The organism is Paenibacillus xylanexedens, assembly GCF_001908275.1.
GTDB classification, from domain to species: Bacteria; Bacillota; Bacilli; order Paenibacillales; family Paenibacillaceae; genus Paenibacillus; species Paenibacillus xylanexedens_A.
Genome location: NZ_CP018620.1, coordinates 6,827,962 through 6,844,023, shown reverse-complemented (window position 1 = coordinate 6,844,023; position 16,062 = coordinate 6,827,962). Strand labels below are relative to the sequence as shown.

Genomic DNA, 16,062 nt, shown 5'->3' with positions numbered 1-16,062 from the left:
ATATTCCTGAGTTCATTCGGCTTTTTTAGTTGTTCTCCTTTAATTAGATACAATCGAGTACATATCGTCCTGTATACGCAGACTACCGGGCTGCCCAGTTTCCACCTTCACCTCTGTAGCAAATACACCAGGCATGCGTCCGTCTGGGAACCAGGGCATCTGTTTATCAATGACAATAAACATGCCTTCTGCATCACCCGTGGGGGAGAATTGTTTTCCGTCTCCGGCAAATGGTTCAAGTTGATAATGCTCATTCAATGTGTTCATTGTCTCAGGAACATCATCGACAGGCAGACCGATTTCACTAATACATAATAGATGCTTCGCTTCAAAAGCTTCATCAACTGCATTATCGAGTGAATGGTGAGCGATAAATTCCATCAAGTTGCCGCTTGGATCATAAAAATAGAAGGCTGTTGCATCCCAGTAGGGGAAATAAAATTCATCCTGTCCATCTTTCGAGAGCAATGGAATGTTACGGTCTTGAGCCCACCTTTTTGCATCAGCAAGTTTATTCGTTGGAATCGTAAACGCTACATGATAGTATGGGTTCTCTTGCTCTGGCGTCTTCTTGAAAGATAGGACCGAGTTCCCCGCACGAAATGAAACGAATGTTGTACCATCCTCCACAAGCTCCAATTCCAGTAGTGTACCGTAAAACTCCTTTATGGCCTCAATCTGATGTGTCAACAAACCAACTTCTCTTATTTTCATTTGAATATCCTCCTTTTAATCTCACCTTTGATTGAAATACTCGATTGTCTTCTCAATAAATGCCTTGGCCGATTGCGTCAGGTAACGGTCGGACCGATGGATGATCTCAAAGTGCCGGTATGGCGGATCGTCTGTAATTCGGATGCAACGTAGCGTGGGCTCATTCATGGCTTTGATCAGAGGATAAGGCAGCAGTGTTCCTCCGACGTTGGCTTTGACCAGGCTAATGATGGAGGTTGCCGAACTGGTCTCCATGATGGTATTTAGGGTAAATCCATATTTACGGCAATAGCCATCGACCAATTCTCTGCCTGTGAATCCTTCGGGGAACATCACCGTTTGGATATCACGTAACTCCTGAATTTCAATTGTGCTTCGTTCAGCCCAATCATGATTCTCGGAAACGACGAGTACATATTCTTCACTGCACAAAGGAATGCGTACAAGCCGCCTATCCGGGGCAGACGTGATCTCGATGCCGATGTCGACTTCATTTTCCAACACTTGATTTACGACATAGATCGAAGAGATAACCTTCAATTGTACCTTGGGGAATCGGGCATGAAAATCAACGAGCAATGGAGTGATACGGTAATCCAAATCCGACGGAAGAACACCAATAACCAATCGTCCCCGCTGATCATTCCGAAATTCAGCCAGCGCATCCTGGGTATTCTGTAAATGCCGGATCATCTGTACACAGTGCTCCAGAAACAGAGTACCTGCCTGGGTCATCACTATTTTTTTGCCGACACGGTCAAACAAAGGAACACCAAGTTCATCCTCCAACCCACGTATCTGTTGACTCAACGTAGGTTGAGATATGCCAAGTTTCTCAGCTGCCCGTGTAAAATGAAGCTCCTCACACACTGTAATAAAGTTTTCCATTTGACGAATCTCCATGAATTCACCTCTGATCATTGGTTTTAGTAATCATTTTAATAGAAACAATAGTATTGTTCAATCATTATAATGAATCTATACTTAATCGTGCAACACTCAAAGATCCTGACATTAACAAATAGGATCTTTGGTGAAGGCAAGAATACTACTCCCATGAGGTGATCCATAATGAAACTTTTTTATATTGTATTGGCGCTTATTCTGGCTTCACTGAACTTAAGACCACCGATTACTTCCATTTCTCCTCTGATGAGTACCATACAGAATGATCTGGGTTTGAGCGGCATGACCGCCAGTCTGTTAACTACACTACCGGTATTATGTATGGGCATATTCGCTCCATTCTCTGTAAGACTAAGTAGAAGGTGGGGGAACGAAGGAGCCATTGTGCTGGCTTTAATCCTTATTGGGATAGGTACGGGATTACGATTGTTCGTAGGCGCAACTCCGTTGATGATGTTCACTTCTTTTCTGTCAGGTGTAGGGATTGCATTGGCAGGGCCGCTGTTGTCCAGCTTCATTAAGCAGTATTTCCCTAACCGAGTGGCAGCCATGGTCGGCATCTACTCTACAGCAATGGTGATGGGGGCCAGCATTAGTGTGGGATTATCGGTTCCGCTTCAGCAGACGTTGGGGGGATCTTGGAGAGGTTCTTTGGCTACGTGGGCATTACTCGCTGCCATTGCATTGCCGATCTGGTTAAAATTAGCTTGGTCTGCGCGTACAGAGCGGCAATCCGGACAAACTTCGGCTGTAGTCCACGCATCACTTCCGGTGAAGAACAGGCGTGCATGGGTGCTGACACTGTTCTTTGGACTGATGGCCGCGATCTTCTATTCATTAACCGCCTGGCTTGCGCCAGCCATTCAGAGCCATGGATATAGCCAAGAGACTGCTGGCAACATCCAAACGTTATTTACATTGATATCATTGCCCTCAACGTTATTCATTCCCATGCTTGTACATCGGTACCAAAGACGTGTCTTCTGGCTTGTTGGATGTGCGATGTTGGAGTTAATAGGTGTCCTGATGCTGAATCTCTCTGTCAGTCCGTGGCTCGCGGCGATTCCGCTCGGTATTGGTGCAGGTGGACTGTTCCCAATTGCACTCATGTTGCCGATTGATGAGACAAACAATGCTCAGGAAGCGAGTAGCTGGTCGGCTATGACTCAATCTGGTGGCTACATTCTTGGAGCACTTGGACCGCTGGCGATTGGTTGGCTCCGCGATCTAACAGGCAGCTTCGTGCAAGCATTTTATGGTTTGGCTATCATCATCGTGTTGCAGATTATCGTTCAAGTCGCTATTGGTAATAAAAAAATGTTAAAAGTTAGCCAGGAGCAGAGCTAAAAGGCATGTGAAGTAAAATGAATAAAGAAATATGATCTTTATACATGATCCAACAAGTCCAGATAGTACTGCCTTAATGCTTTCTGTAAGATGACGGGCTCCATAATCTTAATCGAGTTACCATAGCCTGCAAGATATCTCACTATAAAATCAAGCTCGTGAGGTTCATACGAACCGACAAGATACATGTGTCCCATCTGCTCGATGATCTGCATTGATGGGAAATGTTCTTGCTGGAATAGCTCCATCCCGGCTTCATCAATCAGGCATTTGAATGGAATTGCTTGTTCCGATGGTTTCCTTAGAGATTGGGCATCCTGTGAATATAGTTCCTTTACATGAGCCAAAGGTTCAATCTCCGTTGTTTCGGCTGAAATGATACGGTCGCAGCGAAATACACGATACGCTTGTTTATGCAGATCATAGGCCTGGCAATACCAATAGCCTTTCCTGGCATAGAGTGCGATGGGTTGAATGGTACGGATATGGGTGTGTGCAGAAGATGGCCTTTGATCAGAGGATCTACGCTGATTAGCGTACGTAATCTGGATCACTATATTCTGAACAGCAGCCATCAACAGAAACTCCAAATGTGCACTGTCGCGGATCTGCTCGGTATGTTGGAAGTAAACCCGGTGTTGGATGTTCTCAATATCCTGTCGTTGCTTGTCGGATAACGCCCTCATAAATTTCTCATGAATGGTCCGGAAAGAGACTTGAAAGGGTAAGCTGGAGAAGCTGCGGAGAGCCTGCAACGCAAAATAAAGGGCATGAAGCTCCCCCGTATTAAACGAAATGGGAGGCAGCTGCATCTGTTGCAGCAGTCGATATCCGCCGTAGCGTCCATATTCGACATAGATGGGCGCACCTAACTCTTCCAATGAAGCGATATCTCTTAACGCGGTTCGTTTGGAGATCTGGAACTCCTGCATAAGATCTTGCAGGGTGAACTGTTGTTTTTGATTAATAAAGCGCAGCATCTGGTTCATACGTTCTGATTTTTTCATATCAAACCCTCTTAATGGTGCCATGGATTGGCACCTTTCGTTGTTATAGTGATAAGTGTAATCCAATAGGAACAAGGAGGCAATATAATGAATTTTGAAGTGATACCATTTTTGTCGATGAACGGGGATGCGGCGGCAGCCATTGCTTTTTATGAGGAGTTTCTGGGCGCCAAGGTGATATTCAAGAAAAGTTATAAAGAGATGAAGGAAATGAACCCGGGTTTTGAGTACCCTGCCGGTCAAGATGAGTATATTACACATTCGGTGCTGGAGATCGGGGTTAACAAGGTCATGATTGCGGAAGAAGCAATGGACACGGAGAGAGCATGGCAGCTGGGGAACAGCACGTCACTATGTATTCAATCCAAGGATAAAAATACAATCGATCAACTGTATCATTCTTTGATGCAACATGAGGGCGTGAAGATACTGGTACCGTATGAACAAAATGAATTCAGCCCAGGATACGGTATTGTAAGGGACCCATTTGGCATTGCGATTCAGCTGTGTGTCACTGTGCACGATTTTTAAAATGAGTTCAGTCCCCGGTTTTGCACTTGGTATGTAAGCCTGTAACTAACTTAGAAACATCAAAAAAAGAAGAGCCATGGATATCATGCGCTCTTCTTTTTTCGGTTTCTATACACAGGTCGTTCGAGCAACCGATGGTTATAGCGGACCTCTTTTCGTGTAAATCATATAGGTACGGATGTCGCTGTGTACAAGCAAGTTCAATGGATAAAAGGAAAGAAGGGATAATATGATTACGAGAGGACTCGACCACATTGGAATAACTGTACCGAATATGGAGCAGGCGACACTATTTCTACAACAGGCGTTTGGAGCTGAGCTTGCCTATGACCATATAACGCCGGATGATCCCCCACAGGAAGGACCTGAGGCAGAGCGTAAATTAGGACTGCGTTCAGGAGCAAAGGTTATTCATATTCGGATGTTATCGCTCGGGGAGAGCGCCAGTATAGAGTTATTTCAGTACGTAAATACAGCGCAATCAGAACCAGTTAGGGCATCGGATTACGGATTGCAGCATATGTCGTTGTATGTGGACGATATGCAAGAAGCTGCACGACACTTCGAAGAAGCGGGCGGGGTGTTGCTAACAGAGCCTGGGGCGTTAAACGGTCATATTGAAGGCGGAGAAGGAAATCAGTTTGTGTATGGAAGGGCACCTTGGGGGATGCTGATCGAGCTGATCTCCTATCCTGCGGGCATTCAGTATCCGAATCATAGTGAAACGAAGCGCTGGACACCACGAAAAAAATAAAAAGATGAGACTGGATAAGAAACAGGACGATGCATGACAAATCGTTCTGTTTTTCTTGTATATAGGGGTTAAACGGTTACTAAAAAACAGAAATTATGTTACAAATACGTTACAAATACAGAAGTGTATACCTCTTTGCCTTATGTTACGATACGTACTAGTAGATACAGAGATATTTTACGGATAAGATAAGTTATAACGTCTCTTTTCTGGACGATGAACATGTTCCGAAAGTATGTTGATGGAAGCCTTTTATCCAGGATATTGAAGAAACATTGAAACGAAGGAACAACTATATATTTTGACTGAAAAGGGTTGCAATAAAAATAAATAACAACAGGTGATCCAAAATGCTGCAAATCGGGTATCAATAGTAGAGTCATTTAGAACCTGATGGATACATATGTTGTTATGATCGTTTTTTGCTAGTTAAAGGCTGTCTATTATGGAATGAACTGTGGGGGTTATCAAGTGTCTATATTAGATATGGAAAAGAAAGATGTTGTCACCGATGCAATGGTCATCAAGGCGATGGAGAAAAGTCTTGCTATCATTCGATTCGATCTGGATCGCCGGGTAACCTACGTGAATGAAGTCTTTGCCCAGACGATGGGATATACGGTAGATGAGATGTACGGCATGAAGCATCAGCAACTGTGCTTCGGTCAATTTGCAAATACTCCGGAATATGATGCTTTTTGGAATAGCATATTTAATGGTGTCAGCTTCCAGGACAAGGTTGAACGCAAGGATGCAAAGGGGAATTCCGTATGGCTTGAGGCGACATATATGCCGGTGTACGATGAGACGAATCAGAAGATACTGGGTGTCTCCAAAATCGCCACCAACATTACCAACCGTCAGAACAACATTTCGGTCGTAGTGAACGAGCTGAAAACGATGTCCCATGAACTGAATGGGCAGGCAGATGTAGGCATTGAACGGAGCCAGGAGTTGATGTCAAGTATTTCCTTTATCTCTGAGGTGTCGACTTCTAACCGTGCAACGTTGACTCATTTGCAGGAACAGGCCGGATCGATTCAGGGCGTGGTACGAACGATACGCGAGATTTCGTCTCAGACGCAACTGCTCGCGTTGAATGCTGCCATTGAGGCTGCACATGCAGGAGAATACGGACGAGGATTTGATATCGTGGCCAAGGAAGTTAAGAAACTATCCGCAATGGTAGAGAGTTCGATTAATGAGATTCGTGATAGCGTGACTGGAATAACGAAGGAGATTGGTAATATCACAGGAGGTACCAAAAAAGTAGAAGAATATGTGGAGCAGAGCCAGAAGCAGATTGAGATTGCATTGAATGATTTTACAGCAATTGCTGCTTCAGCCCACTTGTTGGATGCCAAAGCGGAGCATGTGACCAGAATCGTATAATTATAGAGCGAATAGTGGTTCCTAATACAGGAACCGCTTTTTTTTTTGCTGTTCTGTACACAAAAAAACGGGAATTATTGTGATCAAACGGGGACACAATACTTGGGAATACCTGCAGCTATGTCATGCAGAGAAATGTTGGGGTGGGAACATGTGGTCAACAATTGTATCCTACGTGCCGGAATGGCCCATATGGATTCAGGCATTCTTGGTCTTCATCATTCCAATTGGTATTACCTTGAGCATACGCTGGATCAATGCTGCCATTAAGCGTGGAAGCTTCTCTCGTTCGAAGCCATCGTCCGTATCCTCGAAGGATATCTCGCCAGCAGCCAAAGGGCAGGGTGAAGGGACCGAAACAGGCCAATATGCCAATATTAAATTAACCGAGAAGTACAGCATAAATCTGACGAGTGTGAAAGAAAGCTTTGGACTCAATGCAGACGTGCATATTCGGGAATTTATTATTAGAGGAACGAATACACGGGCTGCGGTCATTTATACCGAAGGCCTGGTAGATCAGGACTTAGTTGATGATCACTTGATTACACCGTTGATGTTAGAAGGTGTTCCTCTACTTAAGCAGGAAGGTTTCCTTCATCCGGACAATGCACACTTACTGTCGGCATATCTGCAAGATCAATTACTTCCTGTCAGTTTGGTTGAGGAGACGAAGTCTCTTCAAGAGCTCGCAGTTGGTGTGCTTTTCGGGAAAAATGCACTATTGGTTGATGGCTTGCCAGGTGCTTTATTAATTGGAGCCCATAATATCAAAACACGAGGTATAAATGAACCTTTATCCGAGGGGTTGCTTCGCGGACCACGTATTGGTTTTACAGAGCAATTAAGCGATAATACAGGCATTTTGCGTCGTTATGGAAGTGATCAGAGCCTGTTTATTAAGAAGTATGAAGTGGGTTCACGGATCAAAAAAGATTTGGCGATAGCCTATATTCAGGATATTGCCGATCCAAATCTCGTGGTTGAAGTATGCAAGCGAATTGAAGAGATGGATATGGATTCGATGCTGGAATCAGGTTATGTGGAACAACTCATCGAAGACAGTACGCTGAGTCCTTTTCAACAGGTACTGAATACGGAAAGACCTGACCGGGTGATGGGTGCCCTTCTGGAAGGCCGAGTGGCAATTTTGTTGGATGGAACGCCATTTGTATTAATTGTACCGGTTACCTTTAGCATGTTGCTTCAGTCTCCCGAGGACTATTATGAACGCTGGATTCCCGGAACATTTTTGCGAGTGCTGCGTTTTATGGCCGCGATGCTGGCATTGCTTGCTCCTGCGCTCTATATTTCGTTTATATCGTTCCATCCGGGTCTTATTCCAACCAAGCTGGTATTGACGATTATTGAAACGCGGACAGGAGTGCCTTTTCCTTCAATCATTGAAGTACTGATCATGGAACTTTCGATTGAGATTCTGAGGGAGGCAGGGATACGGCTGCCTAAACCAATTGCGCCAGCGATGGGTATCGTAGGAGGTCTGATTATCGGCCAAGCAGCAGTGCAGGCGGGAATTATAAGCCAATTCTTGGTTATTGTCGTTGCGGTTACGGCCATTTCTTCCTTTACGATTCCCGTCTATAGTGCAGGGTTAACGCTGCGGATTCTGCGATTTGCTGCCATGTTTAGTGCAGCTATACTTGGACTATATGGTGTTGTAATGTTCTTCCTGCTTGTGTGTACACATCTGGCACGACTCTCAAGCTTTGGCGTACCATATGTAGCTCCAGCCGTTCCTTATCACATGAATGAATGGAAGGATTTCGTTATTCGTGCTCCGTTAAATATGATGAGAATGCGTCCCAAGATGACTAATCCGATAGATGATGATCGAAAAAAATAGTGGAATTCCATCTACTGAAGGTCTGGAGGTGAACTAAAGTGAATGGCTCCCAAGGAAAGCTAACCACGACACAGGCCGTTGTAATTATTGTCAATTACATGCTTGGTGCCGGGATATTGACGTTGCCTCGAACGATCAGCAAGGCTGTAGGAACACCAGATGTCTGGATTTCCATTATGCTGTCTGGGCTGATTATTACAGGTATCGGAATAATTATGGTTACCCTGTGTCGCAGATTTCCGGGGAAAACCGTGTTCCAGTTCACCCGTGAAATTACGGGGAACTGGATTGCCTACATACTGGGATTTGCTATGATTATGTATTTCACGGTCATTGCAGCTTTTGAAGTAAGAGTCATGGCTGATGTGACAGGAATGTATCTACTCGAACGCACCCCCACCTGGGCAATTGTGATGGTCTTCATGTGGATCGGTATATATATGATCTCGGGTGGGCTTGGTGTCATTGTACGCGTGTTCGAGATTATTCTACCGATTACGATCATTATATTTGTCATCGAAATTCTACTTAGTAATCAGCTATTTGAGATTGGGAATCTAAGACCTGTGCTTGGGGATGGGTTTATGCCCGTTTTCAAAGGACTGAAGCCCTCACTACTGTCATACACGGGATATGAGGTGATGTTAATCATGACTGCCTATATGAAAAATCCGAAGAAGAGTAATAAGGCAATGAGCTGGGGGATATTCATATCCACCACTATCTACTTGATCACGGTTGTAATGGTCATAGGCAGTTTATCCCTTGATGGGATCAAAACGCGCACCTGGCCAACGCTGGATTTGGTAAGAAGCTTTGAGATACAAGGTTTAATATTCGAAAGATTCGAATCCTTATTGCTGGTCATCTGGATTATGCAAATTTTCTCGACTACAGCGATCACACACTACTGCGCTTCGGTGGGCATTCGTGATTTGTTTCGTACCAAAAAAATCAAGGGCATTATGTATGGTCTGCTTCCGTTCATTTATGTGACAGCCATGATGCCCAAAACGGTGGATGATACCTTTGCACTCGGGGATATGCTCGGCAATGTATCTGTGATTCTATTCGCCATTTTACCTCTGGTCCTACTGTTGTTAAGTCTGATTCGCAAAAAAGGAGGCAAGCATGCATGATGCCATTCCGTATGCTATTACGTGTAGCTTCTGTCTTGTGCATTCTGTTGACGCTGTCTGGATGCTGGAGCAGTCGGGAAATAGAGGATCTAAGTCTCTATGTCGGTCTTGGAATTGATGTCGGTAAAGAGACTGAATTCGAGAAAGACATCGCTGCTCAGGGAGGAACATACCCAAAGAAGAACTATGTGACCGCTACTGTGCAGATTGCTCCAGGATTTTCCGATAGTAAAACGAGTCAACAATCTGGTTCACCTTCTTCTGGCAAAACATCCTATTCCAATGAACAGCTTACCGGGGATTCCTTGCTGCAAATATTCCGTCAGTTTGCGCTAAGAAGAGATAAGCCTCTTATCGGACATCATCTGAAAGTTATCGTTGTCTCCAAGGATATTGCCAAAAAATATGGTTTAGACCAATTGCTTGATTTTGTACTACGGGATAATGATATTCGACCGAACTGCCTGGTGCTGATCAGTCATCATCGTGCATTAGATGTGTTGACTTCACAGGACCCGTCTCGGATTCCGGCATTTTATCTCACAGGAATTACGAACAATTCGTATTTGTCCAACAAAATATTGGATCCTGTATTACTGTCTAAGTTAGATGCTCAAATGCAGTCCGGTTCCAGCTTTCTGCTTCAAAATGTGTTGAACTCCCATGGAGAGGACAAGTTCTCTGGAGGCAGCATCTTTGATGGAAAAACAACCAAATTCATCGGAGAACTTAGTCAAACAGATCTTGAAGGTTTGTCATGGCTCAATTCCAAAAAAAAAGGAGGTGTCTTAAAAACACATAACAAGGAAGGATTCACCGTGGTATATGAAATCAAGAAGAAAAAAGTGAAAATTATTCCCAAGGTTGTTGGCAATGATATTTCATTCCATGTAAAGACCGAATCCGAAGGCTGGTTGATGGAAGATTGGCGTGCTCCCGAAGAAGAAGAAAAAGGGGCATACCTTAGAGAGTTGGAAAAAGATTTTGCTGAACTGGCCGAACAACAGATTCGCCAGGTGTTATACAAGCTGCAGCATACCTATAAAGTAGATGTTGCGGATTTTCGGGATAGCTTGCGTATCAAAGAACCTAAAACATGGAAAAAAGTCAAAGACGATTGGGATAAAATTTTTAGCACCGTGCCGATCACGTATGAGGTAAAGACCACCATCACCAATCCGGGGTCTTCCACCGAATAGCGAGGTGAGCCATTAATTTTTTAAGTGTTGACACATTCATGATAGATCGCTATATTAGTAAAAAATCATTTTCTTATCCAGAGAGGTGGAGGGACTGGCCCTTAGAAACCTCAGCAACAGATCTGAAGGATACTGTGCTAATTCCAGCGGGTGAAAGCCTGATAGATAGGAGCGTTTGTTTTTATTTGTCAGTAACGGCGCACTCTTTAGGCAGAGTGGGTCTTTTTTGTTTTTTCTGGATGAAGAAGTAGGGGAGCAGCAGGTATGGAGAACAACAACGACAAAGGGCATTTTCAGCGGAAAATGCAGGCACGGCATGTGGTCATGCTCTCTCTCGGAGGAGTCATTGGAACGGGATTATTCCTCAGCTCAGGTTACACCATTCAGCAGGCGGGACCACTGGGAACCATTCTGTCCTATCTGATCGGAGCCATCGTTGTATATCTGGTGATGCTCTGTCTTGGTGAACTGTCTATACATATGCCAGAGACGGGAGCATTTCATAGTTATGCAGCCAAATATATCGGACCAGCAACAGGCTACACGGTGGCTTGGTTATACTGGTTAACCTGGACTGTTGCGCTTGGCTCTGAATTCACAGCCGCCGGATTGCTGATGCAGCGCTGGTTCCCATCGGTGAACGTATGGATATGGAGCGCGATTTTTGCACTGATGATCTTTCTGTTCAACGCTCTAACGGTGAAATTATTTGCGGAATCCGAGTTCTGGTTCTCATCTGTAAAAGTAGTGACTATCGTAATTTTCATTATTATCGGTGGCGCAGCCATGTTTGGGTTCATTCCCATGGCGGATTCTGAACCGGCTCCATTTCTATCAAATATTACCGCATCCGGGTGGTTCCCTCATGGGGCTACAGCGATATTGATGACCATGCTTGCTGTAAACTTTGCCTTCTCAGGCACCGAGTTAATCGGCATTGCCGCCGGTGAGACGGAGAACCCTGAAAAGACGATACCAAAGGCTATTCATACAACGCTGTGGCGTTTGGTTATTTTCTTCATCGGAACGATTATTATCTTGTCAGCCTTGCTGCCCATGTCGGATGCCAGTGTACTGGAAAGTCCGTTTGTAGCGGTAATGGAGCGGGTGGGTGTACCCTATGCAGCAGACATTATGAACTTTGTTATTCTGACGGCGATTCTCTCTGCTGCCAATTCAGGCCTGTATGCATCTTCACGGATGCTCTGGTCTCTGGCTGACAAAAGAACGATCTCTCCGTGGTTTGCCAAATTGACCAAAAGCGGGGTACCACTGAATGCACTTCTGATTAGTATGGTGGGTGGTGCGTTGGCATTGCTGTCCAGTATTATTGCGCCAGGTACGGTGTATATTACGCTGGTTTCCATTTCAGGTCTCGCTGTCGTTGCGGTATGGATGAGCATCAGCGCTTCCCAATACATGTTCCGCAGACAATATATCCGGGAAGGACATGCGGTCAAAGATCTGGTCTACCGCACACCACTGTATCCGGTGGTACCAATTGTTTCATTTATATTATGCCTGGCTTCATGCATAGGTATTGCCTTTGACCCGACACAGCGAATTGCGCTGTATTGTGGGGTTCCATTTATCGCAGTATGTTACGCTGCTTATTATCTGACAGAACGTGTGAATAAGAAAAGAGGACAAGTACATGACGCAAGCACAACAGACTAACCCCATAGAACAGATCCTTCGTGAACATCCGGTCATGATTCTGGATGGAGCGTTGGCTACGGAACTCGAACAGCATGGATGTGATCTCGATGATCCACTATGGTCTGCTCGTGTGTTGCTTGAGAATCCGGATGTTATTGTTCAGGTCCATGCAGATTATTTTCGAGCAGGAGCCGATTGTGCGATTACATCCAGTTATCAGGCGACGGTGGATGGTTTCCGCAAGAGAGGGATTGGTGAACAGGAAGCACTAGAGCTGATCCGCAAGACGGTTGAACTGGCTGCACAGGCGAGAGATGACGTGTGGGCAGAAGTGCAGAGTGATTTAGTGGGAAGAGAAAGCTCGACAGGTCAGCTTGTAGAAGCTCCTTCGGTACGTTCCGAAACTGAGGAGAATGAGGAGCATATAACAAATCGTAGAGTGGATCGGAAAGCAGACAGTCTTCGTCCACGTCCAATTATTGCCGGGTCCGTTGGACCGTACGGCGCCTATCTGGCGGATGGTTCAGAGTATGTGGGACATTATGGCGTGTCGGATGAGACGCTGGCCGCATTTCACCGTCCGCGTATGGCGGCGTTGATTGAAGCGGGTGCAGATATTCTGGCGTTTGAGACAATTCCTTCCTTGCAGGAAGCACAGGTGCTGATTGATTTACTGAAGGAGTTTCCTCATGCGTATGCCTGGTTATCTTTTTCTTTAAAAGATGGGACAAGCATCAGCGAAGGCACACCGCTTGAAGTATGTGCACAGACGTTTGGCTCCGAGCCGCAGATTGCGGCAATTGGCCTGAACTGTGCTCCGATGGAAGTGGTGACGGAAGCCGTAGGTATTCTGAGTCGTGCCAGCGACAAACCTGTCATTGTGTATCCGAACTCGGGAGAAGTATATGATGCAGTGACGAAGACGTGGAGTGGACAGGGTACTTGTGGCAGTATGAGTGATGCTTCGGAGCAGTGGGTTGCTGCGGGCGCGAAAATTATTGGCGGCTGTTGCCGAACAACGCCACATCAGATTGGTGCACTTGCGAAGAAGTGGCGGAAATAGTTCATATCATGATAATAAGCCCTTCCACATCCTATAGAGGTATGGAAGGGCTTGTTTTATTGTGTTAAGGCATTCTGATTACATTATTCGATAACCAGCATACGTGGCGATGCTTCCCGAATGATTCTCGAAGAGAACCACGAGCCAAGACTGGCTGCAATGATGCTTAGACAGGTGAACAGTACCATTCCACCCCAATGCAGGATCAGTGGAAGTTGTACGATACCATAACCGGAAAGGACCATTTCGAGTAGAAGAGGCAGCAGATATACGCCGACGAAAATACCCAGTATGGCTCCCACGGAGGATAGTATGAACATTCCCATGGTGAGCGACAACCGGATTTGGCGGGATGTCATTCCCAGCGATTTGTATATTCCGTACGTTCTGCTTTCTTTACGAATATTGATTCTACAGGTACTGAAAATAATGATGAACGTCACAGTGATAAACAGCAATCCAATCAGGCTCATCGGATAGATCAGGATGTTCGCGGCTTCCGCGTAAACCGAATCAAGCAATGTCTTCTGAGTGACTACCGAAGCAAAATCTTTAAATTGCTCATTTAATTCCGAGGCAACCTTACCCGCTTGTGCCATATCGTTCACATTGATGAAGATAACATCAAATTCACTATAATCCGGGTTCACACTTCTCATGGCATCAATGGTGATTCTGCCTGAAACAGACATGTTGGCGAACGCCTGATAGATGCCTGTGATGAGGAATGTACGCTTTTCTCCTTCAATATAGATATCGATAAGATCACCGAGATCTTTATCTGATGTTTTGGCTACACTTACACCAATGGCAATTTCGTTTGCATGTTGTGGGTTAACCCCTTTTAACGTTTCGAATCCAAGTTCCTGATAACTCCCGTCCAGTACACTCAAGTTGAGACTGATGGATTGGCCCTCTACTGTTGCCAAAGACTCCGGGCTAATTACACCCGTTGTGTTCCCTTGCCAGCCTGCATTACTAATCCGTGTATCCTCTTCTAACGTTTGTTTCAATTCAGTCTTTGGAAAGTTACCTTTGTTCACGACTACTGCTGCGACATTGGCATTGTCATATCCCCATTTAGCTGCGGTCTGTTCAATTCCGGTTATACTGGTCAGCAGAACATAACTTAGAACAAGTACGGAGGAAGCTATTGTGGTTAGCAGGAGTGTTAGAACAGAGCTTTTGGTATTTTTGAACACATGTCGGAATCCAAGCACGGCGGTCACAGGCAGTCGTGCGAACCCGATCCAGTGCGCCAATGGCGAATTCATTTTCCCAGCCATCCGGCTGTGATCTGTCTCCGACATACCATAACGAATAGCCTGCACGGGCTGTATGCTGCGTGCCTTTTTGGCATATAACACAGTGAACAGAATCACTAGAGCAAATAGAAGTACGCCGGCCAGTATGGCCGCGTCCAATCCTTGGACTGGAATGTTCTGATTCGCCACTCGAAGAGAGGATACAGAAATATTAATGATCCATTTGGATATCCATATACTGAGTGCAAGTCCGGGGATAATAGCTACGATGGATAACAATGCATATTGAATAACATAGGTGCCTATCGTTTTTCGGGAAGTCAGACCTAGTGATTTGAGGATTCCTATCGTTCTGTAATTGGCCAGAATGGCATCCGCAATCGTAAACCCGATGGTCACCAGGGCGATGGAGAGCATGACAACACCCATGAATATCATGATGAATCCAATAACCTGATTGATGATCAGATAAAAAGAGGCAATGGCCTCGAACTCCATTTTGGATTCCAGAAACGGAATACCTGTCTCACGATTGTATCGTTCCCAATACACCGAATTCATGCTGTAATCGTTAAAATGGATGCCCATCATACGATTCTCGTTGCCAGCAAGTGTCGCGAGATCATGTTGATAATCGGTAGGATTCATCCAGACCCGTGCTGTATTGGAGAAGGGTGCCCCATATGGTACATCGATGACAATGCCCGATACATTTAATTCGATTGTGCTTGAGCCGGTTTTGAAGCCAATGGTATCACCTACGGAAATATGATAAGCATTCGCCATGGACGTTGGAATCCAGACGGAGCCTTGTTCGGGAACTGTGTCGGGCGTCCCGCTTGAGAAAATTAGTTCATCCACACCCCAAGGCGGCGGAGGCGTATTAAACATGTACAGGTAGATGTTAGGGATGTGAGTTTCATTCAATATGATGCCTGACAATGTACGATACGTTAGCAAAGGGGACACCTGAACTCCATCCTGAGAAGCCCACCAGTTGTGCACAGCGTCAGGGTCATTGAGCCCTTTTTCAAACGTCAGGATCTGATGAGATCCATGGGTGCGGGTATGCATTTCATAAAACTGATTGCCTGTGTTCGTCAGAATGACAATAGCTGTAGATACAAGAAGTGTTGAGAGTAGCAGGAGCAGCGCAATCAACGCATTTTGTATTTTGTTCCTACTCAGATACGACAAGCTAAGTTTAAACATGACAGCCATC

General features: G+C 45.2%; 13 protein-coding genes and 1 riboswitch. Of the genes, 9 read left to right on the top strand and 4 right to left on the bottom strand.

Annotated features, from left to right (window positions below; translation table 11 throughout):
• Positions 1-39 precede the first annotated feature (39 nt).
• On the bottom strand, positions 40-714 hold the full coding sequence (locus BS614_RS29910) for a VOC family protein (protein ID WP_074096547.1): 675 nt from the start codon (positions 712-714) through the stop codon (positions 40-42).
• Between the two features lie 21 nt (positions 715-735).
• Positions 736-1,617: a LysR family transcriptional regulator gene (locus BS614_RS29905; protein WP_083684888.1), complete on the bottom strand. Its 882-nt coding sequence runs from the start codon at positions 1,615-1,617 to the stop codon at positions 736-738.
• A gap of 168 nt (positions 1,618-1,785) precedes the next feature.
• Between BS614_RS29905 and BS614_RS29900 the strand changes: the two genes are divergently transcribed.
• On the top strand, positions 1,786-2,967 hold the full coding sequence (locus tag BS614_RS29900; protein WP_074096546.1) for an MFS transporter: 1,182 nt from the start codon (positions 1,786-1,788) through the stop codon (positions 2,965-2,967).
• Positions 2,968-3,005: 38 nt separating this feature from the next.
• On the opposite strand, the gene BS614_RS29895 is transcribed toward BS614_RS29900, so the two are convergent.
• Complete coding sequence (locus tag BS614_RS29895) at positions 3,006-3,974, bottom strand: helix-turn-helix transcriptional regulator (RefSeq protein WP_074096545.1); 969 nt, start codon at positions 3,972-3,974, stop codon at positions 3,006-3,008.
• An 87-nt stretch (positions 3,975-4,061) separates the two neighbouring features.
• Between BS614_RS29895 and BS614_RS29890 the strand changes: the two genes are divergently transcribed.
• The 8 genes from BS614_RS29890 (at position 4,062) to mmuM (ending at position 13,575) form a co-directional block, all read left to right on the top strand.
• Entirely contained in the window at positions 4,062-4,505 is a 444-nt protein-coding gene (locus tag BS614_RS29890) for a VOC family protein (RefSeq protein WP_074096544.1), read from the top strand.
• Between the two features lie 229 nt (positions 4,506-4,734).
• Positions 4,735-5,259 carry a VOC family protein gene (locus tag BS614_RS29885; RefSeq protein ID WP_210436956.1) on the top strand — a complete coding sequence of 175 codons (525 nt, stop codon included), beginning with the start codon at positions 4,735-4,737 and terminating at the stop codon, positions 5,257-5,259.
• A 471-nt stretch (positions 5,260-5,730) separates the two neighbouring features.
• On the top strand, positions 5,731-6,651 hold the full coding sequence (locus BS614_RS29880; protein WP_244898234.1) for a methyl-accepting chemotaxis protein: 921 nt from the start codon (positions 5,731-5,733) through the stop codon (positions 6,649-6,651).
• 151 nt (positions 6,652-6,802) lie between these two features.
• A complete protein-coding gene (locus BS614_RS29875) occupies positions 6,803-8,515 on the top strand; it encodes a spore germination protein (RefSeq protein ID WP_074096543.1) in 1,713 nt (570 codons plus the stop codon).
• A 38-nt stretch (positions 8,516-8,553) separates the two neighbouring features.
• Entirely contained in the window at positions 8,554-9,654 is a 1,101-nt protein-coding gene (locus BS614_RS29870) for a spore germination protein (RefSeq protein WP_074096542.1), read from the top strand.
• The gene (locus BS614_RS29865; protein ID WP_084174841.1) at positions 9,651-10,853 is read left to right on the top strand and encodes a Ger(x)C family spore germination protein; all 1,203 of its coding nucleotides are present in this window, start codon (positions 9,651-9,653) and stop codon (positions 10,851-10,853) included. The genes BS614_RS29870 and BS614_RS29865 overlap by 4 nt, the downstream gene beginning before the upstream one ends.
• A 70-nt stretch (positions 10,854-10,923) precedes the next feature.
• A riboswitch (SAM riboswitch) is annotated at positions 10,924-11,025 on the top strand.
• Positions 11,026-11,117: 92 nt separating this feature from the next.
• On the top strand, positions 11,118-12,530 hold the full coding sequence (gene mmuP, locus BS614_RS29860) for an S-methylmethionine permease (RefSeq protein ID WP_074096541.1): 1,413 nt from the start codon (positions 11,118-11,120) through the stop codon (positions 12,528-12,530).
• A complete protein-coding gene (gene mmuM / locus BS614_RS29855) occupies positions 12,508-13,575 on the top strand; it encodes a homocysteine S-methyltransferase (RefSeq protein ID WP_074096540.1) in 1,068 nt (355 codons plus the stop codon). The genes mmuP and mmuM overlap by 23 nt, the downstream gene beginning before the upstream one ends.
• An 83-nt stretch (positions 13,576-13,658) precedes the next feature.
• Here the strand turns inward: mmuM and BS614_RS29850 are convergent, their stop codons facing one another.
• A complete protein-coding gene (locus tag BS614_RS29850; protein WP_074096539.1) occupies positions 13,659-16,061 on the bottom strand; it encodes an ABC transporter permease in 2,403 nt (800 codons plus the stop codon).
• Position 16,062 lies beyond the last annotated feature (1 nt).

Coding starts and splice junctions, on each gene's coding strand:
- BS614_RS29910 (WP_074096547.1), bottom strand. CDS start 714: ATGAAAATAAGAGAAGTTGGTTTGTTGACACATCAGATTGAGGCCATA.
- BS614_RS29875 (WP_074096543.1), top strand. CDS start 6,803: ATGTGGTCAACAATTGTATCCTACGTGCCGGAATGGCCCATATGGATT.
- BS614_RS29905 (WP_083684888.1), bottom strand. CDS start 1,617: ATGGAGATTCGTCAAATGGAAAACTTTATTACAGTGTGTGAGGAGCTT.
- mmuP (WP_074096541.1), top strand. CDS start 11,118: ATGGAGAACAACAACGACAAAGGGCATTTTCAGCGGAAAATGCAGGCA.
- BS614_RS29865 (WP_084174841.1), top strand. CDS start 9,651: ATGATGCCATTCCGTATGCTATTACGTGTAGCTTCTGTCTTGTGCATT.
- BS614_RS29895 (WP_074096545.1), bottom strand. CDS start 3,974: ATGAAAAAATCAGAACGTATGAACCAGATGCTGCGCTTTATTAATCAA.
- BS614_RS29885 (WP_210436956.1), top strand. CDS start 4,735: ATGATTACGAGAGGACTCGACCACATTGGAATAACTGTACCGAATATG.
- mmuM (WP_074096540.1), top strand. CDS start 12,508: ATGACGCAAGCACAACAGACTAACCCCATAGAACAGATCCTTCGTGAA.
- BS614_RS29900 (WP_074096546.1), top strand. CDS start 1,786: ATGAAACTTTTTTATATTGTATTGGCGCTTATTCTGGCTTCACTGAAC.
- BS614_RS29850 (WP_074096539.1), bottom strand. CDS start 16,061: ATGGCTGTCATGTTTAAACTTAGCTTGTCGTATCTGAGTAGGAACAAA.
- BS614_RS29890 (WP_074096544.1), top strand. CDS start 4,062: ATGAATTTTGAAGTGATACCATTTTTGTCGATGAACGGGGATGCGGCG.